General features: G+C 66.5%; 21 protein-coding genes. 16 read left to right on the top strand and 5 right to left on the bottom strand.

All coding sequences use genetic code 11. The features are described 5' to 3' along the window. Positions 1-8: 8 nt before the first annotated feature. The gene (locus tag DTA22_RS25630; protein ID WP_037241617.1) at positions 9-989 is read right to left on the bottom strand and encodes a Zn-ribbon domain-containing OB-fold protein; all 981 of its coding nucleotides are present in this window, start codon (positions 987-989) and stop codon (positions 9-11) included. Between the two features lie 79 nt (positions 990-1,068). Between DTA22_RS25630 and DTA22_RS25625 the strand changes: the two genes are divergently transcribed. Both DTA22_RS25625 and DTA22_RS25620 read left to right on the top strand, forming a co-directional pair. Further along, positions 1,069-2,106, top strand: coding sequence for an LLM class F420-dependent oxidoreductase (locus DTA22_RS25625; protein ID WP_037241614.1), 1,038 nt, complete (start codon positions 1,069-1,071; stop codon positions 2,104-2,106). A 153-nt stretch (positions 2,107-2,259) separates the two neighbouring features. Beyond that, a complete protein-coding gene (locus DTA22_RS25620; protein WP_112301333.1) occupies positions 2,260-3,207 on the top strand; it encodes a hypothetical protein in 948 nt (315 codons plus the stop codon). Positions 3,208-3,289: 82 nt separating this feature from the next. On the opposite strand, the gene DTA22_RS25615 is transcribed toward DTA22_RS25620, so the two are convergent. Beyond that, on the bottom strand, positions 3,290-4,114 hold the full coding sequence (locus DTA22_RS25615) for a crotonase/enoyl-CoA hydratase family protein (protein ID WP_112301332.1): 825 nt from the start codon (positions 4,112-4,114) through the stop codon (positions 3,290-3,292). Positions 4,115-4,193: 79 nt separating this feature from the next. Here DTA22_RS25615 and DTA22_RS25610 point away from each other — a divergent pair, with 79 nt between their 5' ends. Both DTA22_RS25610 and DTA22_RS25605 read left to right on the top strand, forming a co-directional pair. Then, positions 4,194-5,846 (top strand): acyl-CoA synthetase, encoded by a 1,653-nt coding sequence (locus DTA22_RS25610; RefSeq protein WP_112301331.1) that lies wholly within the window; start codon positions 4,194-4,196, stop codon positions 5,844-5,846. Next, positions 5,846-6,961 carry an NAD(P)H-dependent flavin oxidoreductase gene (locus DTA22_RS25605; protein ID WP_037241600.1) on the top strand — a complete coding sequence of 372 codons (1,116 nt, stop codon included), beginning with the start codon at positions 5,846-5,848 and terminating at the stop codon, positions 6,959-6,961. Before DTA22_RS25610 ends, DTA22_RS25605 begins: the two co-directional genes overlap by 1 nt. A gap of 40 nt (positions 6,962-7,001) precedes the next feature. On the opposite strand, the gene DTA22_RS25600 is transcribed toward DTA22_RS25605, so the two are convergent. From DTA22_RS25600 to DTA22_RS25590, 3 genes are read right to left on the bottom strand one after another with little or no spacing between them, the layout of a single operon-like run. Beyond that, positions 7,002-8,573: a long-chain-fatty-acid--CoA ligase gene (locus DTA22_RS25600; RefSeq protein ID WP_112301330.1), complete on the bottom strand. Its 1,572-nt coding sequence runs from the start codon at positions 8,571-8,573 to the stop codon at positions 7,002-7,004. Next, positions 8,570-9,691, bottom strand: a complete 1,122-nt coding sequence (locus tag DTA22_RS25595; protein ID WP_112301329.1) for an acyl-CoA dehydrogenase family protein — start codon at positions 9,689-9,691, stop codon at positions 8,570-8,572. The genes DTA22_RS25600 and DTA22_RS25595 overlap by 4 nt, the downstream gene beginning before the upstream one ends. Before the next feature lie 10 nt (positions 9,692-9,701). Then, positions 9,702-10,883 carry an acyl-CoA dehydrogenase family protein gene (locus DTA22_RS25590; protein WP_112301328.1) on the bottom strand — a complete coding sequence of 394 codons (1,182 nt, stop codon included), beginning with the start codon at positions 10,881-10,883 and terminating at the stop codon, positions 9,702-9,704. 247 nt (positions 10,884-11,130) lie between these two features. On the opposite strand from DTA22_RS25590, the gene DTA22_RS25585 reads away from it, so the two are divergent. From DTA22_RS25585 to DTA22_RS25530, 12 genes are all read left to right on the top strand, one after another. Continuing rightward, complete coding sequence (locus DTA22_RS25585; RefSeq protein ID WP_005262894.1) at positions 11,131-11,322, top strand: ferredoxin; 192 nt, start codon at positions 11,131-11,133, stop codon at positions 11,320-11,322. Positions 11,323-11,425: 103 nt separating this feature from the next. After that, a complete protein-coding gene (locus DTA22_RS25580) occupies positions 11,426-12,343 on the top strand; it encodes a 3-oxoacyl-ACP reductase (protein WP_037241591.1) in 918 nt (305 codons plus the stop codon). A 567-nt stretch (positions 12,344-12,910) separates the two neighbouring features. Continuing rightward, complete coding sequence (locus DTA22_RS25575; protein ID WP_015888557.1) at positions 12,911-13,675, top strand: MlaE family ABC transporter permease; 765 nt, start codon at positions 12,911-12,913, stop codon at positions 13,673-13,675. A 20-nt stretch (positions 13,676-13,695) separates the two neighbouring features. After that, on the top strand, positions 13,696-14,547 hold the full coding sequence (locus DTA22_RS25570; protein WP_005244538.1) for an MlaE family ABC transporter permease: 852 nt from the start codon (positions 13,696-13,698) through the stop codon (positions 14,545-14,547). A 12-nt stretch (positions 14,548-14,559) separates the two neighbouring features. Then, positions 14,560-15,735 carry an MCE family protein gene (locus tag DTA22_RS25565; RefSeq protein WP_037241586.1) on the top strand — a complete coding sequence of 392 codons (1,176 nt, stop codon included), beginning with the start codon at positions 14,560-14,562 and terminating at the stop codon, positions 15,733-15,735. Next, positions 15,732-16,754: an MCE family protein gene (locus DTA22_RS25560; RefSeq protein ID WP_016883999.1), complete on the top strand. Its 1,023-nt coding sequence runs from the start codon at positions 15,732-15,734 to the stop codon at positions 16,752-16,754. Before DTA22_RS25565 ends, DTA22_RS25560 begins: the two co-directional genes overlap by 4 nt. A 2-nt stretch (positions 16,755-16,756) precedes the next feature. Continuing rightward, on the top strand, positions 16,757-17,812 hold the full coding sequence (locus DTA22_RS25555; RefSeq protein ID WP_037241584.1) for an MCE family protein: 1,056 nt from the start codon (positions 16,757-16,759) through the stop codon (positions 17,810-17,812). Next, positions 17,809-19,101 carry an MCE family protein gene (locus tag DTA22_RS25550; RefSeq protein WP_112301327.1) on the top strand — a complete coding sequence of 431 codons (1,293 nt, stop codon included), beginning with the start codon at positions 17,809-17,811 and terminating at the stop codon, positions 19,099-19,101. The genes DTA22_RS25555 and DTA22_RS25550 overlap by 4 nt, the downstream gene beginning before the upstream one ends. After that, entirely contained in the window at positions 19,098-20,327 is a 1,230-nt protein-coding gene (locus DTA22_RS25545; protein ID WP_112301326.1) for an MCE family protein, read from the top strand. The genes DTA22_RS25550 and DTA22_RS25545 overlap by 4 nt, the downstream gene beginning before the upstream one ends. Then, positions 20,324-21,739, top strand: a complete 1,416-nt coding sequence (locus DTA22_RS25540; RefSeq protein ID WP_112301325.1) for an MCE family protein — start codon at positions 20,324-20,326, stop codon at positions 21,737-21,739. Before DTA22_RS25545 ends, DTA22_RS25540 begins: the two co-directional genes overlap by 4 nt. After that, a complete protein-coding gene (locus DTA22_RS25535) occupies positions 21,736-22,479 on the top strand; it encodes a hypothetical protein (RefSeq protein ID WP_112301324.1) in 744 nt (247 codons plus the stop codon). The genes DTA22_RS25540 and DTA22_RS25535 overlap by 4 nt, the downstream gene beginning before the upstream one ends. Continuing rightward, positions 22,476-22,994 (top strand): h domain protein, encoded by a 519-nt coding sequence (locus tag DTA22_RS25530; protein WP_112301323.1) that lies wholly within the window; start codon positions 22,476-22,478, stop codon positions 22,992-22,994. The genes DTA22_RS25535 and DTA22_RS25530 overlap by 4 nt, the downstream gene beginning before the upstream one ends. Position 22,995: the final 1 nt, after the last annotated feature.

Below are 22,995 nucleotides of genomic sequence, written 5' to 3'. Positions count from 1 at the left end.
CCGCGCCCTTACAGGTGATGTTTGTAGGTGTCGTACTCGGCGTCGGGCTCGCCCGTCGGCCTGAAGTACTCGATGTTCTCGAGGGTGTAGCCCCACTCCTCACGCGGTTTCCACTTGGCCTCCACGCGCATGCCCATCCGCACGTCGGCGGCGTCGCAGTCGAGGATCAGGTGCAGAAACGCGATGTCCGCGCCGTCGAGCAGCACGTAGGCGGCGACGTACGGCGGCTTGATCCGCTGTCCGAGGAAGGGGACGTTCACGATGCAGAACGTGGTGACGATGCCCCTGTCCGGCAGTTCCACCTGCTCCTTCGTCGGGATGCCGTCGGTGGGGTTGGCGCTGCGCGGCGGGATGTACACCTTGCCGTCCGGTCCGGTGCGGCCACCGATCAGCTTGCCCGCCTTCAACCCTCGGAGGTAGTAGCTCTCCTCGGCGGAGGCGGAGTGCATGTAGTCGAGATCGATGGGCGTCGTGACCATCGTGACCGGTTCCGACTCCGAGGACGGCTCGGGTTCGTTCGTCGACTCCCCGGGCTCGAAGCACACGATGTCCTGGATGCGCCCGACCCGCTCCTGCGCCCATCGCGCCCGGACCCGCATGCCCGTGCTCATGGCGGCGGGAGAGTGGACGTCCACCGCGTGTACGAGGGACGTGTCCGCGCCGTCGAGCTTGATCAGGGCCCACGCGAAAGGCGTGGTGAGTGGCTGTCCGGCAATCGGTTCCGGCATCCACGTCCAGCTCACCACGGTCCCGGCGTCGGAGACCCCGACGAAGTCGGTGAGAGGTTCGGCGGTGTTCGGGTCGAACTCGGGCGGGGGGACGTAGACGCGTCCGTCCGAGCCGCGGGCGCCGATGACCTTGCGGTCGCGCAGCGCGGTCACGAAGGCGCCGATGGTCGGACCCACCGATCGGGTGTAGTCGAATTGAAGTTTCAGCGGGGCGCTCAACGGTTCGTTCGAGAATTTTTCGGCCACCGCGCTCTTTCCCATGCTCACAACTTCGAGTAGAACAGGTTCTAGTGTTTGTGGCAAGGGTCACTTCTGACGACGGTCGATGCGGAGGCACACGATGAAGCTCGGGTTGCAACTGGGATACTGGGGCGCACAGCCACCGGCGAATGTCCCGGAGTTGATCGCCGCGGCCGAAGCCGAGGGATTCGACGCCGTCTTCGCCGCCGAATCGTGGGGTTCCGACGCCTTCACCCCCCTCGCCTGGTGGGGTTCGAGCACCGAACGCGTCCGCCTGGGCACGTCCGTCGTCCAGATCTCCGCGCGCACACCCACCAGCACCGCCATGCACGCACTCACCCTCGACCACCTCAGCGGCGGCCGGGCGATCCTCGGGCTCGGCGTGTCCGGGCCCCAGGTCGTCGAGGGGTGGTACGGGCAGCCGTTCACGAAACCGCTCGCCCGCACCCGCGAATACGTCTCCGTCATCCGGAAAGTGCTGTCGCGGGAGGGACCCGTCACCAGCGACGGCCCGCACTTCCCGCTGCCCTACACCGGACCCGGCAGCACCGGTCTCGGGAAGCCGCTCAAGCCGATCACCCACCCGCTGCGGGCCGACATCCCCATCTGGCTCGGCGCCGAAGGTCCGAAGAACGTCGCGCTCACCGCCGAGATCGCCGACGGCTGGCTCGCCATCTACTACTCGCCCCGCCTCGCGCCCATGTACAACGAATGGCTCGACGAGGGCTTCGCCCGGCCCGGCGCCCGTCGCAGCCGCGAAGACTTCGAGGTCGCGGCCACCTGTCAGGTAATCGTCACCGACGACCGCGCCGCCGCCATCGCCGGCCTCAAACCGATCACCGCGCTGTACGTCGGCGGCATGGGCGCCCCCGAACTCAACTTCCACGCCCAGGTCTACACCCGCATGGGCTACGGCGAACAGGTCGAGGAAATCGGGCGCCTCTTCCGCGCAGGCCGCAAGGACGAAGCCGCCGCCGTCGTCCCCGACGAGATGGTCACCGAGACCATGATCATCGGCAACGTCGACGAAGTCCGCGCCGACGTCAAACGGTGGGCCGACGCCGGCGTCACCATGCTCCTCGTGTCCTGCCGCGACGCCGACCACGTCCGCGAACTGTCCGCGGCGGTCCTCGGCTGACCCCCGCTTTGACTCCCCCTTTTCCGGACGAACGGGACGCTCGTTGCGTCAGATCGAACGAGCGTCCCGTTCGTTCGATGCGGGCAAGTGAGTTATCCACAGGCGCGCAGATTCAGCCTGTCGTGACGGACCGCCCGCTGGCAGCATGAGCTGATGCGACGGGGGATTTGGGGACAGCGGCCGGAGTTGCTCGATCAGGTGGGAGTGGCCGGCGTCGTCCGGACGTCGGAGCTGGAACGTCTCGGTTTGGCCCGATCGACGATCTCTGCGCGATGCCGGTCCGGTGGACCGTGGCAGCGGCTTCTGCCGGGAATCGTCCTACTCCAGAACGGACAGCCGTCGTTCCAACACAGAGTGCTTGCAGCTCGTCTGTTCTGCGGTCGCGACTCGCTCGTCACAGGACGCTCGGCCCTGAGGTGTCACGGCTTCGGGAGCTACTCCGGTGACGTGGACGTGCTCGTCGCGGTCGATCGTCGCGTGCAGTCGACGGGATTCGTCAAGGTGGAGCGCACGTCGCGCATGCCCGATGCCGACATGCGAGGAAATATCGCCTGCGCACCACTACCGAGGGCACTGCTCGATGCTGCGCGCAGGTGCACGACCGTCGACGCGGCGCGGGCGACGATCGCGGAAGTCGTCCAGCGCGGAGCGGTCACGGCGGAAGAGCTCGTCGTCGAACTCGAGGCGGGCAGTGGTCGCGGATCCGCGATCCCGCGGATCGTGCTGCGGGAAATGACAGCCAACGTGCACTCCGTCTCAGAGGCGCATGCGCGTCGGTTGTGGCTGCGCAGTGGGCTTCCCGAGATGGTCTTCAACAGGAAGATCGTCGATATCGAAGGACGGTTCATCGCGATGCCGGACGGTTGGATCGACGAGGTCGCGTTCGCCTGGGACATCGACTCGCTCGATTGGCACCTCGCGCCTCAGCAGTACAAGCACACCGTGGAGCGTCGGACGCGAATGCAGAACGCCGGCATCATCGTGCTTCCGACACTGCCGAGCGCCGTCCGTGACCAGCCGGAGCGGGTGATCGCCGACCTCCGGGCTCACTTCGAGCTCGCCGCGTCGCGTCCGAGGCCGAATGTTCGCATGTTGCCCTAGCCGCGTGCTCGACGAACGGGACGCTCGTTCGATCTGACGCAACGAGCGTCCCGTTCGTGCACAAGGGGGAGGGACCGAAGGGTCAGCGACCCTCGAACTTCGGCGCACGCTTTTCGGAGAAGGCGCGGGGACCTTCCTTCGCGTCGGCGCTCTTGAAGACCTCGGTGCCGAGGGCGGCGTCGATCTGAAATGCCTCCTCCTCGTGCATGCCTTCGGTGTCGCGGATGGTCTTCAGAATCGCCTGGACGGCGAGGGGTCCGTTGGCGGCGATGAGGTCGGCGAGTTCGAGGGCCTTGTCGAGGGCCTGACCGTCGGGGACGACGTGTCCGATGAGGCCGATCTCCTTGGCCTCAGGGGCCTTGATGTGCCGTCCGGTCAGCAGGATGTCGGCTGCGACGGTGTACGGAATCTGCCGGACGAGGCGCACGGCGGAGCCGCCGAGTGGAAAGAGTCCCCATTTGGCTTCGGAGACACCGAATTTGGCGCTCTCTCCGGCGACCCGGATGTCGGTGCCCTGCAGGATCTCGGTGCCGCCGGCGATGGCGGGGCCCTCGACCGCGGCGATGAGGGGTTTGGTGAGGCGTCTCCCCTTGAGGAGTGCCTCGATCTTGGACAGGTCCCAGCCGCCCCCGGAGAACGAGTCGCCGGGGTGCTGCGACGTCATGGCCTTGAGGTCGGCGCCCGCGCAGAATGCGCCGCCGGCGCCGGTGAGGATGGCGACCCGGATGTCCGAGTCGGAGTCGACCTGATCCCACGCGTCCCGCATGATCGCCATCATTTCGCCGGACAGCGCGTTCTTCGCCTCGGGTCGGTTCATCGTCACGATGAGGACGTGCCCGCGCTTCTCCACGAGGCAGTGCGGCGACTGTGCCGAAATGTCGGATTTCTCGGTCGTTGTAGAGGACACTGAAGTCTCCCGAAGGGTGTGTGAGCTGGCTCTCAAATTGGGTCTTGCCAGAAACGGTAACACGTTCTACTTTGTTGACGTGGCCCTTAATATCGCAGACCTCGTAGAGCACGCAATCGACCTCGTTCCGGACCGCGTCGCGTTGGTGTCCGACGACCGGGAAGTGACGTACGCGCAGATGGAGGAGAGGGCCAATCGCCTCGGCCACTACCTGCGCGAACAGGGTGTCCAGCCCGGCGACAAGGTGGGCATCTACTGCCGGAACACCATCGAGGCCATCGAGGCCATGGTGGCGGTCTTCAAGATCCGTGCCGTGATGGTGAACGTCAACTACCGGTACATCGAGAACGAGTTGCAATACATCTTCGACAATTCGGACATGGTCGCGCTCGTTCACGAGCGCCGCTACTCCGACAAGGTGGCGAACGTGCTCCCCGAGACGCCGCTCCTGAAGACCACCGTCGTGGTCGAGGACGGCACCGATCTCGCCTATGAGGGCCTCGAATACGAGGCGGCGCTGGCGCAGGGTTCCCCCGACCGCGACTTCGGCGAGCGCAGCAACGACGACCTGTACATGCTCTACACCGGTGGCACCACCGGAAAGCCCAAGGGCGTCATGTGGCGTCACGAGGACGTCTGGCGGGTTCTCGGTGGCGGCATCAACTTCATGACCGGTGAGTACGTCGAGGACGAGTGGGACCTCGCGAAGCTGGGCGCCGAGAGCCCCGGCATGACCCGCTTCCCGATCCCGCCGATGATCCACGGCGGCAGCCAGTGGGCGGTGTTCCAGAGTCTGTTCGGCGGCGGAAAATGCGTGATGCACCCCGAATTCGACGGCCACGACGTGTGGCGGATCGTCGATCAGCACAAGGTCAACCTCATCTTCATCACCGGCGACGCGATGGCGCGCCCGATGCTCGACGCGCTGGTGGAGGGCGACAAGGCGAGCGGCGAACCCTACGACCTGTCGACGCTGTTCCTGATGGCGAGTTCGGCGGCGCTGTTCTCGCCCAGCATCAAGGAGAAGTACCTCGAGCTGCTGCCCAACCGGATGATCACCGACTCCATCGGTTCGTCCGAGACCGGTTTCGGCGGCCTCAGCGTGGTCGCGAAGGGCGACTCGCACGGCGGCGGCCCGACGGTGAAGATCGACGCGTCCACGTCCGTCCTCGGCGAGGACGGCAACCCGGTGGAGCCCGGGTCCGGCGTGGTCGGCATCCTGGCGCGCAAGGGGCACATCCCGATCGGCTACTACAAGGACGAAGAGAAGACCAAGGCCACGTTCAAGGAGATCAACGGCATTCGCTACTCCATCCCGGGCGACTTCGCGCAGGTGGAGGCGGACGGCACGGTGACGATGCTCGGCCGCGGCTCGGTGTCCATCAACAGCGGCGGCGAGAAGATCTTCCCCGAAGAGGTCGAGGGCGCACTCAAGTCGCATCCCGACGTCTTCGACGCCCTCGTGGTCGGCATTCCCGACGAACGCTTCGGCCAACGTGTCGCCGCCGTCATCCAGACCCGGGGAGGGGCGCGTCCGGGCCTGCACGAGATCGCCGAGGCGGCACGCAAGGAGATTGCGGGATACAAGGTTCCGCGCAGCCTCTGGTTCGTCGACGAGATCAAGCGTTCGCCTGCGGGTAAGCCCGACTACCGCTGGGCCAAGGAACAGACCGAGACCCGTCCGGCCGACGACCACAACGGCAACGGTTCGCCCGAAAGCAAAGGCGCGTAATGCACACGAGTTTGAGCGAGAAGTTCGGCATCGAGTACCCGGTCTTCGGGTTCACTCCCTCCGAACACGTGGCCGCGGCGATCTCCCGCGCCGGCGGTCTGGGTGTGCTCGGCTGCGTCCGGTTCAACGACCCCGAGGAACTCGAGGCCGTCCTGTCGTGGATGGACGAGAACACCGACGGCAAGCCGTACGGCGTCGACATCGTGATGCCCGCCAAGGTTCCGACAGAGGGCACGTCGGTGGACCTCGAGTCGCTGATCCCCGCGGAACACCGCGCGTTCGTCGACCGGACCCTAGCCGAGCTGGGGGTGCCGCCACTCGATTCGGGTGCCGAACACGCGACCGGCGTGCTCGGCTGGCTGCACTCGGTGGCGCGCTCACATGTGGACGTCGCCCTGAATCATCGAATTGCGTTGATCGCCAACGCACTCGGCTCGCCCCCGAAGGATGTCATCGACCAGGCCCACGAGAAGGGCGTTCCGGTGGCGGCGCTGGCCGGCGCCGTCGAGCACGCGCGCAGGCACGTCGCGAACGGTGTCGACATCGTCATCGCGCAGGGGTACGAGGCCGGTGGGCACACCGGTGAGATCGCGTCGATGGTGCTGATTCCCGAGATCGTCGATGCCATCGGTGATTCCGCCGCGGTCCTCGCGGCCGGTGGTATCGGCAGTGGACGTCAGGTCGCCGCTGCGCTGTCGCTGGGGGCGGCGGGGGTGTGGATGGGGTCGTACTGGCTCACCACCTCCGAGTACAAACTCGGCAGCGCGTCGTCCGAGGGACCGTCCGCGATCCAGCGTGCCCTGCTCGGTGCGACGTCCGCCGACACGGTGCGGTCCCGGATCTACTCGGGTAAGCCCGCGCGCCTGCTCAAGACCAAATGGACCGACGCCTGGTCGAAGCCGGACGCGCCGGCGCCGCTGCCGATGCCGCTGCAGAATCTGCTGGTCAGCGAGGCGCATCAGCGGATCGCCGCGTCCGAGAACCCGGATGTCGTGGCGATGCCGGTGGGTCAGATCGTGGGCCGGATGAACGAGATCCGTCCGGTGGCCGAGGTGATGGACGAACTCGTCGAGGGCTTCGACTCGGCGGTGTCGCGGCTCGACACGCTCCGCTAGGCACGTGAGTGGCAAAGCGTGCGCCAGCACACTTTGCCACTCACGTGCGGGAGTAGGCGGACCCGGCGCGGACCCATACCGGATCGGCGCAATTGTCGGCCTCTGCGCTCAACACGCGGGTGAGGACCTTGAACGTGGCGGTCCGCGGGAACTCGGCACACACCCTGATCAGGCTCGGGCGCTGCTTCGGCCCCAGATCGGACTGAGCGTCGAGGAAACTCGTGAAGGCCACCGGATCGAAGTCACGCGTCGGAACGACGGCCGCCATCACCCGGTCCCCGACGTCGGGGTCGGGCACCGCGTACACCGACACCTGGGCGAAGCCGTCGTACCGCATCAGGATGCGTTCGATGGGCGCCGAGCCGATGTTCTCGCCGTCGACGCGCAACCATCCGGAACTGCGTCCCGCGAAGTACACGAACCCGTCGGCATCCCGGTAGGCGAGGTCGCCGCTCCAGTACTTGCCGTCGCGGATCCGCTCGGCGTCGGCCTCGCGATTGTTGTAGTAACCCGCGAACGCCCCCGACCCCGCGACGTTGACGAGTTCGCCGGTCGCGGCCTCGGCGTTGAGCACCCGGCCGGCGGAATCGAATTCGGCCGGGGGGCAGGGGTTGCCGGTCTCGGGGTCGAGGATCGCGATGCCCTCGGGGAGCCTGCCCAGCGAGCCCGATGGCGACCCGGGGGTGGCGGAGATGGCGACACCGCCCTCGGTGGAGCCGAATCCGTCGACCACCGCGGTGCCGAAGCGGCGCGAGAACGCCGCGACCGCGGGCGCGGACCCCTCGTTGCCGTACATGACCCGCAGCGTGTTGTCGGCGTCGTCGGGCATCTCGGGGGTCGCCAGCACATACGACAGCGGCTTTCCGACGTAGTTGGCGTACGTGACGCCGAACTTCCGCACATCGGACAGGAAGTTGGATGCGGAGAACTTCCGTCGCAGCGCAATCGAGCTGTGTCCCGCGAGCGCCACGGACCATGCCGCCATCATGGCGTTGGAATGGAACATGGGCATCGACATGTAGACGACGTCGTCCGGGGTCAACCCGAAGCGTTCGGCGAGCATGATGCCGGGGCCGGTGATCTTCGCGTGGGTGCAGCGCACCGCCTTCGGGTCGCCGCTCGTGCCGGACGTGAAGATGAGCATGAACAGGTCGTCTGCGGCGGCGACCCTCGGCCTGAATGCGGGACGCTCCTCGGCGAGCAGGGCGGACCATGCCGGCGAATCCACGTCGACGACGGGAACACCCGGGTCGAGACCGTCCAGCAGCGCGGACCGCCCGGATTCGGTGAAGACCACCTGGCAGTCGGCCAGCGCGATGTCGTGGGCCAGCGCCTCCCCGCGTCGAGTGGTGTTGAGCCCCACGAGGACGGCGCCGGACAGCGCCGCCGCCCCGGCGAGGAGGGAGAACTCGGGGACGTTGTCCATCAGGACACCGAAGTGCCGGGGCCGCTGCGCATCGAGCAGGTCGTCGAGGATCGCGGCGCGCCGCAGGCTCGCCCGCACGTGCTCGGACCACGACAGGAACCGGTCTTCGAAGTACAGGCCCTGGGCGTCGGACTTCGAGACGCCGAGGAGCAGGTCCGATACCGTGCGCGCGAGCGTGGCGGTCATGCCGGGACGGTGGCCAGTTCGGCGCCGAGGATCCGCAGCTGCTGCGTGGCCGAACCGAGCCGGAACTCGAGTGCCTTGGCGGCGAGGAAGTACCGGTGCACGGGGTGGTCTTCGTCGAGTCCGACGCCTCCGTGGACGTGGACGAGGGTGTGGGCCACTCGGTGTCCGGCGTCGGACGCCCAGAAGTTGGCGGTCTGGATGTCGCCTTCGCTGGGCAGGCCTTCGCTGAGCCGCCACGCCGCCTGCCACAGCGTGAGCCGGACGCCCTTCACGTCGATGTAGCCGTCGGCGAGTCGCTGGGCCACGGCCTGGAAACTGCCGATGGGCCGACCGAACTGCACCCGCTCGCGGGCGTAGGCCGCGGTGAGTGTCAGGGATTCGTCGAGGACGCCGTACTGAAATGCGCAGGCGCCGAGCGAGCCGCGCTCGACGAGCCAGTCCACGATCTCGCCGCCCTGGTCGACGGCGCCGAGCACGCGGTCCTCGGTCAGCGACACTCCGTGGAGGGTCACCTCACCGGTGCTGGCCAGGTCGACGGTCTGCTGGCGGGTGACGGTCACTCCGGCGTCGTCGGGGCGGACGAGGAAGACGGCCACACCGTCCGGGGTGGTCGCCGGGACCAGGAAGAGGTCGGCGGACGGTGCCGCGTCGACCACGATCTTGGTGCCGTCCAGTGTCCAGCCGTCCGCGCCGCGTTCGGCACGCGTGACGGGCGCACCCGGGGTGTCGTTGAGTTCCTCGTCGAGCGCGACGGTGAGGATCTTCTCGCCATCCGCGGCCGGAGTGCCCCAGTCGGAACGCTGCTGTTCGGTCCCGTACTTCGCGATCGCGCCTGCCGCCATCACGATCGACGACAGGTAGGGAACCGGCGCGACGGCGCGGCCCAGCTCGACGAGGATGCTGCACTGCTCGAGGACGCCGAAACCGTCGCCGCCCACCGACTCCGGCAGTGCGGCGCTCAGGACGCCGGACGACGCGAGTGCGGACCACAGCCGGCGATCGAGGCGGTCGTCCGCGTTGTCGAGTTCGCGCAGCCGGTCGTTGGTGACGAGGTCCGAGACGATTCCGTGGGTGAGCCCGGCCAGATCCTGCTGGGCCTCGGTGGGGGTGAAGTCCATTGTCGTAGTCCTAACGCTTCGCTGGGGGCAGGCCGAGGGCGGTCATGGCGATGATGTCGCGCTGCACCTCGTTGGTTCCGCCGCCGAATGTGAGGATCAGCGACGACCGGTGCATCCGTTCGAGTCGCCCGCGCAGCAGGACCCCGGGGGAGTTCTGCCGCAGCGTGGCCGAAGGTCCGAGGATCTCCATCAGCAGCCGGTACGCCTCCGTGGCGAACTCCGTGCCGTAGACCTTGTTGGCGGACGCCGCTTCCGGGCCCGGCGCGTGGTCGGTGGACGAGGCGATCTCCCAGTTCATCAACTTGAGGTACTCGGCCTTGGCGTGGACCCGGGCCAGGTTGATCTGCACCCATTCCTGGTCGATGACGCGGCGGCCGTCCGGCAACTTGGTGTTCTGCGCCCATTCGCGCACCTCACGCTGTGCGGTGAGGACCGGCCCGGCGGACGTCAGGGCGACGCGCTCGTGGTTGAGCTGATTGGTGATCAGCGCCCACCCGCCGTGCTCGGGGCCGACCAGCGCGGACGACGGAACCCGAACGTCCTGGTAGTAGGTGGCGCTCGTGTCCGGACCCGCCATCGTGTGGACGGGGGTGTACGAGAAGCCTTCGGCGGTTGTCGGGACGATCAGCATGCTGATGCCCTTGTGCTTCTTGGCTTCGGGATCGGTGCGGCACGCCAGCCACACGTAGTCGGCGTACGCGATCAGGCTCGTCCACATCTTCTGGCCGTTGATGACGTAGTCGTCGCCGTCCTTGACGGCGGTCGTGCGCAGGCTGGCGAGGTCGGTGCCCGCTTCGGGCTCGGAGTAGCCGATGGAGAAGTGCAGTTCGCCGGCCGAGATCCTGGGCAGGAAGAACGACTTCTGCTCGGGGGTACCGAAGTGCATGATGGTCGGCGCCACCGAGTTGATGGTGAGGAAGGGGACCGGGGCGCCGGCGATGGCGGCCTCATCCGTGAAGATCAGCTGTTCCATGGCCGACCGTTCCTGGCCGCCGTACTCCTTGGGCCACCCGAGCGTCAGCCAGCCGTCCTTGCCCATCTGGGCGACGACGTCGCGGTAGACATTGCCCTCGCCGTATTCGCCGGTGGTGGCGGCCAGTGCCTCTCGACGCTCCGGCGTCATCAGCTTCGCGAAGTACGCGCGCAGCTCTTCCCGCAGCTGCTGTTGCTGCGGTGTGTAGGTGATGTGCATCGAAATACCTCTCCAGTCCGAGAGCGGAATCAGCTGAAATCTGGCACAGGTTCCAGTCTCTGCGGTGCATTCGCGGAGTCGGCCCCGGCCGGCCCCGGAGCGTGCCCGGTAGGCGTGCTCGCAGTCGTGGAACGAATCATTGCACACGACTGGAACAGGTTCTAGTGTTATCGCAGGAACGGAGTGCGCCACAGCCCGGCGGCACCTGGGTCCACGAGTGACGAGACGAGGAGAAGTGAGGGTTACCATGGAGGTCAGAGTCGATTTCGACCGTTGCGAGGCCAATGGTGTGTGCGTGGGGATCGCACCCGACATCTTCGAGCTCGACGACGACGATCAGCTGCACATTTCGAGTGCTGTTCCTCCCGCTGACCGGGAGGAAGACGTGCGTACGGCGATCGCCCAGTGTCCGAGGGCTGCGCTCACCGAACACCCCTGAGGATTGTTGCCCGGAATGAGAACACGTTCTACAGTGACGTCGACCTACCGCCGTGTCGTGTTCGCGACCTCCGGCGAGTGCACAGAACCAGGAGAGCGTGTTCATGAATGCTGTGGCTGACCGCGATGTGAACGTGGACGGCAAGGTCGCCGTCGTGACCGGCGCCGGATCCGGCCTCGGAAAATTCGAGGCGATCGCACTGGCCCGCGCGGGTGCGTCCGTCGTCGTCAACGACCTGGCCGCGAACGACGCCGTGGAGGCAACGCTCGAGGAGATCCGGGGCCTGGGCGCGAAGGTCGAGTTCGTGGCAGGCGACATCGGGGAACGGTCCACCGCCGACGCGATCATGGAGGCGGCGCAGAGTCGGCTCGGTAGCCTCGACATCCTGGTGAACAACGCGGGTATCACGCGGGATCGCATGCTGTTCAACATGTCCGACGAGGACTGGGATCTGGTGCTGAAGGTTCATCTGCGCGGACACTTCCTGCTGTGCCGCGCGGCCGCGTCGTACTGGCGGGGCAAGTCGAAGGAGGCCGGTGCGCCTGTTTACGGACGCATCGTCAACACCTCGTCCGAGGCGGGACTGCTGGGCCCCGAGGGGCAGGCGAACTACGGCGCCGCCAAGGCGGGCATCACGGCGCTCACGCTGTCGGCGGCCCGCGGGCTGTCCCGGTACGGCGTCCGAGCCAACGCGATCTGCCCTCGGGCCCGCACGTCGATGACGGAGAACGTCTTCGGGGAGGCACCGGCCGAGGGGATCGACCCGTTGTCGCCCGAGCATGTGGCCGCGCTGGTCGCCTACCTCGCCTCGCCCGCCGCCGACTCGGTGAACGGTCAGGTCTTCGTCGTCTACGGCCCGATGGTGGCGTTGATGGCGGCACCGGTCGTGGAGCGGCGGTTCGACGCCGCGGACGGTCGGTGGACACCCGGTGCGCTCGCGGCGGAGCTCGGAAACTATTTCGCGGATCGGGATCCTGCCGCCATGTTCTCGGCCTCCGCGGCGCTCCGCGAACTGGGCTGACTGCGTCGCCGGGGCCGAATAACCGACACGAAGGTTGTTTCCGTATCGTTTCCGCAGGTAATGCCCGCGCGATGGGCGATACTGAAGGCAACTGAAGAGCGGCGGAACGGGGGCCGGGAGACCGTGGTGGGGTGTTCGAGAGGTGTGCCGGATATGACTAGATCGTGTTCTAGTTCTGCTGTCGTCGACCAGTTCGATCGCGCCTGCCCATCCGGCGCGGCAGCTGCCGAGGTCGGCCCGTGCGCGTGGCAGCTGCAAAAGGTGTATCCGCCGTTCGCCGACATGCGGTGAATTTCTCTCAAAGTTCTTGTGCTATAACATTTTATGGCCACGAATCGGATTTCCGCTCGGCGCGAATCATCGAGTTCGATCGGCCGGGGACACGCCCGGAATTTCGGTCGAATTCGGCACTCTGAGCGTGCTGAATGTGGGACGATTCTTGCTGATGAGCGACCACCTTTGACAGGTGAACACGTTCTAGTTAATATGACCTGAGTCACAGACCGTCGGGGGGCTGGGCTCGAACTGACAGTCGGTGCTGGGCGAGATCATGGACGAGGAGGACGGATGGTAGACCTCCTCGAGGTGCCGTTGCGTGCGGTCGGCGGGTTCTTCACGATGTCGGGCGAAACGTTGAGGGCAGTCTTTTCGAGGCCCTTCCAACGTCGCGAGTTCGTCGACCAGGCGTGGTTCGTCGCCCGGGTCTCGATGGTGCCCACCGTGCTGGTGGCCATTCCGTTCACCGTGCTGGTGAGCTTCACGATCAACATCCTCCTCCGTGAGATCGGCGCGGCAGACCTCAGTGGCGCCGGCGCCGCTCTCGGCACCGTGACCCAGGTCGGTCCCATCGTCACCGTGCTCATCGTGGCGGGTGCAGGAGCCACTGCCATCTGCGCAGACCTCTCGGCCCGCACCATCCGCGAAGAGATCGACGCAATGCGGGTGCTGGGCATCAATCCGATCCACCGCCTGGTCGTGCCACGAGTGCTGGCGTCGACCGTCGTTGCGCTCCTGCTCAACGGCCTGGTCTGCACCATCGGCATCCTCGGCGGCTTCGTCTTCTCGGTCTACATCCAGGACGTCAACCCGGGTGCGTTCGTCAACGGCATCACCCTGCTCACCGGATTCGGGGAGCTCGTGATCTCGGAAGTCAAAGCCGGTCTGTTCGGCATGATCGCCGGCCTCGTCGCCGCCTACCTCGGCCTGAACGTCAAGGGTGGCGCGAAGAGCGTCGGTGACGCCGTCAACCAGACCGTCGTGTTCTCGTTCATGGCCCTGTTCGTGGTCAACGTTCTCGTCACCGCCGTCGGCATCAAGCTGACGGCAGGGTGATCGACATGGTGGTGGAGTAGATGGCACTAGCGGCGGCCGGGCGCTTTCCCCGAACTCGGAAACGGTTCGCGTCGGCGTCCCGCTCGATCGACCGGCTCGGTGAGCAGGCGCTGTTCTTCGCGCGTGCCATCGGATGGGCGCCCCGCGCCCTGATGCACTACCCGAAGGAGACGCTGCGGCTCATCGCCGAGATCAGCATGGGCACGGGTGCGCTCGCGGTGATCGGCGGAACCGTCGTCATCGTCGGCTTCCTGACCCTGTTCACCGGCGGCACCATCGCGGTGCAGGGGTACAGCTCGCTCGGCAACATCGGCGTCGAGGCCCTCACCGGATTCTTCGCGGCCTTCATCAACGTGCGGATCGCGGCGCCGGTCATCGCGGGCATCGGTCTGGCGGCCACCATCGGCGCCGGCTCCACCGCCCAGCTCGGCGCCATGCGCGTCTCCGAGGAGATCGACGCGCTCGAGACGATGGCGATCCCGTCGATCCCGTACCTGGTCAGCACACGAGTGATGGCGGGCATGATCGCCATCATTCCGCTGTACGCCCTGGCAGTGATCGCGTCGTTCATGGCCAGCCGGTTCGCGACGGTGGTGCTGTACGACCAGTCGTCCGGCGTGTACGACCACTACTTCTCGACGTTCCTGATACCCACGGACATTCTGTGGTCGTTCGCCCAGGCCATCGTCATGGCGATCGCGATCATGCTCATCCACACCTACTACGGATTCAACGCCTCGGGCGGTCCGGTCGGTGTCGGTGTGGCCGTCGGCAACGCGGTGCGCTCCTCGCTGATCGCCGTCGTCACCGTCACCCTGCTCATCTCGCTCGCCATCTACGGCGGGTCCGGCAACTTCAACCTTTCGGGATAGGAGTGCCGGTAGATGTCTGATTCGAGTGGGAAGAAGAAGCTCGCGGCACTCGTTCTCGTCGTGAGTCTTCTCGCGATCATCGGTGTGTCACTGGCCATGTTCAACGGAACCTTCAGCGAGACCACGCCCGTCACCGTCACGTCGGATCGCTCCGGGCTGGTGATGGAACCCGACGCCAAGGTCAAGCTCCTCGGCGTCGAGGTCGGCCGCGTCGGCTCCATCGAACACGTGACGGACGGCGCCGAGCTGAAACTGGCGATGTACCCCGACATGATGTCGCTGATCCCCTCCAACGCCACCGTGGAGATCAAGTCCACCACCGTGTTCGGCGCGAAGTACGTCAACTTCGTGATGCCGGAGAACCCGTCGTCCACCCCTCTTCAGGCAGGTGACGTCATCGCGTCCGACAACGTCACCGTCGAGTTCAACACGGTCTTCCAGCACTTGTCGGACGTGCTGGCGCAGGTACAGCCGGAGAAGCTCAACGCCACCCTCGGGGCCATCTCCTCGGCGCTGCGCGGGCGCGGAGAGGAACTCGGCGCCCTGCTCGAGCAGAGCGACAGCTACCTGGCGAAGATGAATCCGAGTCTGCCTCAGCTGCAGGAAGATTTCGCGAAAGCCGCGCAGGTCACCGACGTGTACGCCGACACGGCACCGGATCTGCTGCGAGTGCTCGACAACGCGACGGCCACCAGCGGCACCGTCGTCGACGAACAGGACAACCTGGATGCCGTGCTGCTCAACGTCACCGGGCTGGCCGACACGGCGAACACCGTACTCACCGAGAACGAGCAGAACCTGAACTCCTCTCTCGACCTGCTGCTCCCGACGACGGACCTGTTGGCCGAGTACTCGCCCGAGATCTCCTGCTTCATCGTCGGCCTGAACAACGTGATTCCCCTCGCCGAACAGCTCATCGGCGGCAATCAGCCGGGCATCGCGCTGAGCGCCAGCTTCATGTACGGGCAGGAGCCGTACACCTATCCGAAGGACCTGCCGAAAGTGAACGCGACAGGTGGGCCGAACTGCCACGGTCTTCCCAACCCTGATCTCAGCAAGCATGCGAACTTCGTCGTGGCCGACACCGGAACGGTGCCGTTCGTGCCGTCGACGGAAGTCCAGGTGCACCTGCCCAAGGTGTTCCAGCTGCTGTTCGCGGGTGTGTACCCCGGGCAGGGTGGGCAGTGACAGTGCGAGCGACCACGGTCAAACTGCTGATCTTCGCGACGGTGATGTCGGTGATCTTCGCCGGACTCGCCCTGGTGTTCAGCCAGTACCGGTTCAGCAGCTCCGACGGCTACCACGCCACCTTCACGGACGTGTCCGGGCTCAAGCCCGGCGACAAGGTGCGCATCGCCGGCGTTCCCGTCGGCGCCGTCGAGAAGGTGAGCATCGACGACGACAACCTCGCCGACGTCGACTTCACCGTCGACACCAAGTACTCGCTGTTCGACGGGACCAAGGCCACGGTGCGGTACGAAAACCTCGTCGGCGACCGGTACATGGAACTTCTCGAAGGCGCCGGTTCGGTGGAACCGCTGCCGGACGGTGGATCCATTCCCGTCGAGAACACCTCTCCCGCACTCGATCTCGACCTTCTGCTGGGTGGGTTCAAGCCACTCCTGCGGGCGTTGGACCCGCAGCAGGTCAACGACCTGTCCCAGGCGCTGGTCCAGGTGTTCCAGGGGCAGGGCGGAACCCTCGTCTCTCTCCTCGGCAGCACGAGTTCGTTCACGAACACCCTGGCCGACCGGGACCAGTTGATCGGTGAGGTGATCACGAACCTCAACCAGGTGCTCGGCACCATCAACGACCGCGGCGACCAGTTCCGGTCGACGCTCGACCAGTTGCAGCAGTTGGTCAGCGGGCTCTCCCAGGACCGCGATCAGATCGGCGACGCCATTCCCCGCATCGCAGGGGCGACGGGGGATCTCGCGAATCTGCTCGAAGGTGCGCGGCCACCGTTGCAGAGCACGATCGCCGAGGCCAACCGCACTGCAACCCAACTCCAGGCGGGGGAGGACGACCTCGACTGGGTGTTCCAGAATCTGCCCGACGCCTATCGGAGGCTCATCCGCATCGGCACCTACGGCAGCTTCTTCCAGATGTACGTCTGCACGGTCAAGTTCAAGTTCTCCGGCCCGGACGGATCGGATCTGCTCCTCAACATGCCGGGCGGTCAGACGGCAGGGAGGTGTGCACCGTAGCCATGAAGCGCGAACGTAATCCCGTACAGGTGGGAATCATCGGTGTCGCCATCGCGAGCATGATCGTGATCGCGACCCTGCAATACGATCAGCTGCAATTCCTTTCGGGCGGAACGCAGTACTCCGCCTACTTCGAGGACGCGGGTGGGCTGATGACCGGCGACGCGGTGACGCTCGCCGGCGTCGACGTCGGGAAGGTCGCCGAGGTCGAACTGGACGATCAGCACGTGCTCGTCACGTTCACGATCCAGGACGGCATCGTCCTCGGCGACGCCACCGAGGCGAACATCAAGACGAACACGGTTCTCGGACGGAAGTCGCTGGCCGTCACCCCGCTCGGGTACGACACGATGTCGGTGGGGTCGACGATTCCATTGGAGCGCACCAACTCTCCGTACTCTCTCAACGACGCGCTCGGCGATCTGTCGAACACCGTGTCCGAGCTCGACACCGACGAGGTCAACAACGCGTTGAACGCGATGTCCGGTGCTCTCGAGAACACACCGCCCGAGCTGCGCACCGCTCTTGACGGCCTGACCCGGTTGTCGGAGAGCATCAATTCGCGGGACGAGACGCTGAGACAGCTGCTCTCGCGTGCCGAGAACGTGACCGGAATCCTCGCCGAGCGCAGCGGGCAGATCAACTCGCTGATCGTCGACGGGAACCAGCTGTTCGGCGAGCTCGACCGTCGCCGCACGGCGATCAGCCAGCTGATCGTGAACATCTCCGCGGTGTCCCGGCAGCTCACGGGACTGGTCCAGGACAACGAGGAGCAGATGAAACCGACGCTCGACAAGCTGAACTCGGTGGTCGACGTCCTGCAGCGGAACAAGGACAACATCTCGCAGGCACTCGACGGCCTCGCCCCGTACGCGACTCAGCTCGGTGAGTCGGTCGGTAGCGGTCCGTTCTTCATGGCGTACGTCTACAACATCGGCATCGGCAACCTGTTCCAGGGGCTCAGCGACGCGGTGACGTGGCCGGAGCATCTCCCCAACGACCTCCAGGCCTACCTGCAGACAGGTCCGTCCATCGAGCTGAGGGAACCGCCGCGATGACGACGAACCCGGAAATCACCAACACGCGGAAGAAGTGGCTGATCCGCGGCGGCGTCGCCGCGGCCGTGGTGGTGCTGATCGTCGGCGCCGCAGTGATGTTCGTGCCCAAACTCTTCCAGAACACGATCACCGCGTACTTCCCGGCGACCACCGGCCTGTATTCGGGCGACGACGTCCGCGTCCTCGGTGTGAAGGTGGGGACGATCGACTCGATCGAGCCCGGCGCCGACTTCGCACGGGTCACGATGAACGTGCAGAAGAGCGTCGAGATCCCGGCCGACGCGAAGGCCGTCATCGTCGCACCCAGCCTGGTGTCGGGACGGTTCGTCCAGCTGACACCCGTGTACGCGGGTGGGCCGACGATGGGCGACGGCGCGAGCATCCCCGTGGAGCGCACCGCCGTCCCGGTGGAATGGGACGAGATCAAGACGGAGCTGAACAAGCTGTCGGAGGCGCTCGGACCGCAGGGTGCCGACCCGCAGGGCTCGCTCGGCACGTTCATCGACACCGCCGCCGACAATCTCGACGGCAACGGAGAGTCGTTGCGGAACACGCTGCGGGAACTGTCGGAGACCATGCGGACGCTGTCCGACGGCCGCACCGACCTGTTCTCCACCATCCGCAACCTGCAGACGTTCGTGGCGGCTCTGTCGTCGAGCAACGAGCAGATCGTCCAGTTCGAGGGACGGCTCGCGTCGGTGTCGAACATGCTCGCCACCAACTCCGACGAACTCGGCACCGCCCTGAACGATCTCGACCTCGCGCTCGGCGACGTCAACCGGTTCGTCGTGGAGAACCGGGCGAGCCTGAGCGAACAGGTCGGCCGCCTGGCCGACGCCACCCAGGTGCTCGCCGACAAGAGGCCGCAGATCGAGCAGGTGCTCCACGTCGCGCCCACGGCGCTGGCCAACTTCAGCAACATCTACAAGCCGGCGCAGGGATCACTGGTCGGTGCGGTCGCGATGGCGAACTTCGGGAACCCCGTGAACTTCATGTGCGGTGCCATCCAGAGCCTGCAGGCCAACGAGGCGAACCGGAGCGCGGACCTGTGCACCCAGTACCTGTCGCCGGTCCTGAACTCGCTGACGGCGAATTACCTGCCCATCCTCACCAACCCGACGACGGGTGTGAACGCATTCCCCGACCAGATCGAGTACACCCCGCCGAGCCTCGAGGCCTCCGTACCTCCGCGGTCCGCGCCGCCGATGACCGGGACCCTCGCCGGGATGCCGACCGTCGCCGTGCCCAAGGACCTGAACGATCTGCTGCAGCCGGGAGGTGGGCGATGACGAAGCACACACGGGTGCGTCGCGGCGCCGTCGCGGCCGTCGCGATCACGTTGTCCCTCACCCTGACCGGGTGCGAGTGGGAAGGGCTGAATTCTCTTCCCCTGCCGGGCACCGAGGGCCAGGGCGACGACGCCTACACGGTCGAGATCCAGATGCCCAATGTCACGACGCTGTCGCAGAACTCGCCGGTCCGCGTGAACGACGTGACGGTGGGATCGGTGACGGGCATCGACGTGCAGGACTGGCATGCACTGGTCACCGTCTCGATCAACGGCGACGTCCAACTGCCTGCCAACGCGACCGCCAAGATCGGCCAGACCAGCCTCCTCGGCTCGCAGCACCTCGAACTGGCTCCGCCGACCGATGCCGAGCCCGAGGGCAGGCTCGAGGACGGCGACGTGATCCCCATCGAGCGGGCGGGCGCCTACCCGACCACCGAGCAGACGTTGTCGTCACTGTCGGTGGTACTCAACGGTGGCGGCATCGCCCAGATCCACGACATCACTCTCGAGCTCAACGCCGCACTGGGTGGCCGGGAGGACTCGATCCGGGATCTTCTCCCGCAACTCGACCGGCTCGTCACGAGCCTGGATCAGCAGCGCGGAGACATCATCGGCGCGATGGAGGGACTCGACCGGTTGGCGGGCACCGTCAACGCGCAGAAGGCCACCCTGGACGCGGCGCTGGACGGCATCCCGCCCGCGCTGGAAGTGCTCGTCACCCAACGGCAGAACCTCACCACCGCGCTGGTCGAGGTGGGCAAGCTCAGCGACACCGCTTCCCGTCTCGTGGAGAGCAGCGGCGAGGAACTGAAAGCGAACCTGGCGAACCTCACACCGGTGCTGCGTGAACTCGCCAACTCGGGGAGCGCGCTGACCGAGGTGCTGACCCTGATGCTCACGTACCCCTTCCCGATGAAGACGATGGACAAGGCGATTCAGGGTGACTACGCGAACCTCATGATGACGATCGACATGACCAACGAGCGCGTGGACAGCAACTTCCTGACCGGAACCGGTCTCGGCGGATCGCTCGGCGGCGTCGAGGGCGCCGTGGGATCGCTCGCCGGGGTGGCCGGGCAGTCGGGCGATCCGCTGCAGGCACCCCTGCAGCCGGCTCCGAAGCCGGCACCCGCACCGCCGGTGATTCCGGGGCTTCCGCAGATACCCGGACTGCCGCAGATTCCGGGCCTTCCGCCGCAACTGGGAGGGGCGCCGACACCATGAGAATGACGAGATTCGTTCGCATTCAGCTGATCATCTTCTCGATTCTCACCGTCATCGGGCTCGTGGTGATGTCGATCCAGTACGTGAAGGTGCCGGTGCTGTTCGGCGTCGGGCGCTACGAGGTGAGTGTCCGACTGCCGTCCACCGGTGGGCTCTACTCGCACGCCAATGTCGCCTATCGCGGCACCAACATCGGTGTCGTCGAGTACGTGACGCTCACCGGTGACGGTGTGGAAGCGAAGATGTCGCTCGACAGCGACTACAAGATTCCGGCGGACGTCGACGCGGCGGTCAAGAGCGTGTCGGCGGTCGGCGAGCAGTACGTCGACCTGATTCCCCGGGACGGCGCGGCCGAGGCCGACGGCCCGTACCTCGCGAACGGCGACGTGATCCCGTTGGATCGGGCCACCATTCCGCAGGATGTCGGCGAGATGCTCGACCAGGCCGACGAACTGCTCGCGAGCATCTCGGACACCAGGCTGCAGACGGTGATCGACGAGGCGTTCACGGCGTTCAACGGATCCGGTCCCGACCTGCAGCGGCTCATCGACTCGGCCCGGTTGTTCGTCGAGGAGGCAGACGCGAACAGCGACGCGACGAAGGCCCTGATCGACCAGGTCGGCCCCCTGCTCGACACGCAGACGGTCAGCAGCGACGCCATCCGGTCGTGGACCCGGGACCTGGTGACGTTCACCGACCAGTTGCGGGCGAGCGACCCGAGCCTGCGGTCGGTGCTGGAGAAGGGCCCGGGAACGGCGCAGGAGGCCACCCAGCTGTTCCAGGACCTGCAGCCGACCCTGCCGATTCTGCTGCGGAATCTGGTGAGCGTCGGCCAGGTCGGGGTGATCTACAACAAGAGCATCGAGCAGGTTCTGGTCATCTACCCGCCCCTGACCGCGGCACTCGTGACGGCGGCGACGGGCGGGCCGGTGGAGGACGGCGCAATCGTCGACTTCGCCCTGCAACTGCACGACCCGCCGGCCTGCACGACGGGCTTCCTGCCCCCGGAGCAACGCCGGTCGGGAGATCAGACCGACCCGATCGCGACACCGAACGACCTGTACTGCAAGGCCGCTCCGGATGACCCGTCCGTGGTGCGCGGCGCGCGGAACCTGCCGTGCATGGAGTTCCCGGGACGCCGCGCACCGACGGTCGAGGCGTGCCGCGAGGGCTGGGAGGCGTCGGGCAACAACCCGCCGTACGGGCCGATCATGCCGCCGGATGTACCCTCGTACACAGCCGTTCCGAGTTCCTACGAAGGCGCCGCGGGTGCACCGGTCGCGGCCGTGCCCTACGACCCGGCCACCGGTAGCTTCATTGGTTCGGATGGAAAGACGTACACCCAACCGGATCTGGCGGTGCAGGGAAAGGACTCGACGTGGCAGACGATGATGACAGGTCAGCAGATTTGAGTTCCAGCACAGACGAACGCGCCACCGACTCCACGGAGCGGGCGACCGAGCAGACGTCCGCGGCGAAGGACCGGAGCAGGCGCAGGGCCGTCCGGCACGCCGGCCCGCCGGTGGGGGAGACCGAGGCCCCGAAGCCGGTGGTCCTCGCCAAGCCGGTGGGCGCGCACGCCGCGCCCGAGGCGGCGAAGGTGTCGACGGCGAAGGTCGCGTCCCCGGAACCTCCGGCGCCCGACGCACCGAAGCAGCGTCGATCGCTGAAGTCGTTGCTCGCGTGGGGCGTTACCGCGGTGGTCGTCGTCGCACTGGTCGTCGCGGCGGTGGTGCTTCTGCTCGACCTACGGTCCGCGCGCGAACGGGACGATCGCCGTCAGGCGTTCGTCGACACCGCCCGGCAGACGGTGCTCAACCTGACGACCATCCATCCCGAGACGGCGAAGGAAGACGTCGACCGGATCATCGCCGGCGCCTCGGGTCAGTTCCTCGAAGAGTTCCAGGGCCGGGAGGATCCGTTCGTCGGTGTCGTGCAGGACGCGAATGTGACCACCGAGGGCCAGGTCGTCGAGGCAGGAGTCGAGAACGGGAGCGAGACCTCGATCTCGGCGAATGTTCTGGTGGCCGCCCGGACGATGGTGAGCAGTAAGGAGCAACCGGAACCCTCACCGCGCGATTTCCGGATGCGAGTGACGGTCAGCGACGTCGACGGCAAGTTGACCGCATCGAAGGTGGAGTTCGTCCCATGAGCGACAACAACGAAGACAAGCGAAAGTTCGCCGTCACCAAGCAGACAGCGCTGAAGATCGCGGCCGCGGTCGTGGTGGTCGCGCTCGCCGTCGGGGTGGGTTTCCTCTGGTACGACCACCGGCAGGATCAACTCTCGGAGCAGGCGCGCACCGAGGCCGTCGACGCCGCGGGCAAGCAGGCGGTGGCGATGCTGGCGTACGATTTCGCCGACGTCGACAACCAGTTGGCGGCTGCCGCAGACGGACTCACCGGCTCGTTCCGCGACGACTACACCACGCTCGTGCAGGAAACCATCGCGCCGGGCGCCAAGGAGAAGCAACTCACCGTGCAGGTGTCGGTGCAGGCCGCCGCGCCCGTGTCGACCACACCCGACGAGGCGGTGGTCCTGCTGTACCTCAACCAGACGACGACGAGCGCCGACGCTCCCGACGCCCGAACGTCGGGCAGCCGTGTGCGGGTGTCGCTGCAGAAGGTCGACGACCGCTGGCTCGTCGATCAGTTGACCCCGGTGTAAC

It is taken from the genome of Rhodococcus wratislaviensis, from assembly GCF_900455735.1.
GTDB lineage: Bacteria > Actinomycetota > Actinomycetes > Mycobacteriales > Mycobacteriaceae > Rhodococcus_F > Rhodococcus_F wratislaviensis.
This window is presented reverse-complemented; position numbering and strand designations above follow the sequence as displayed.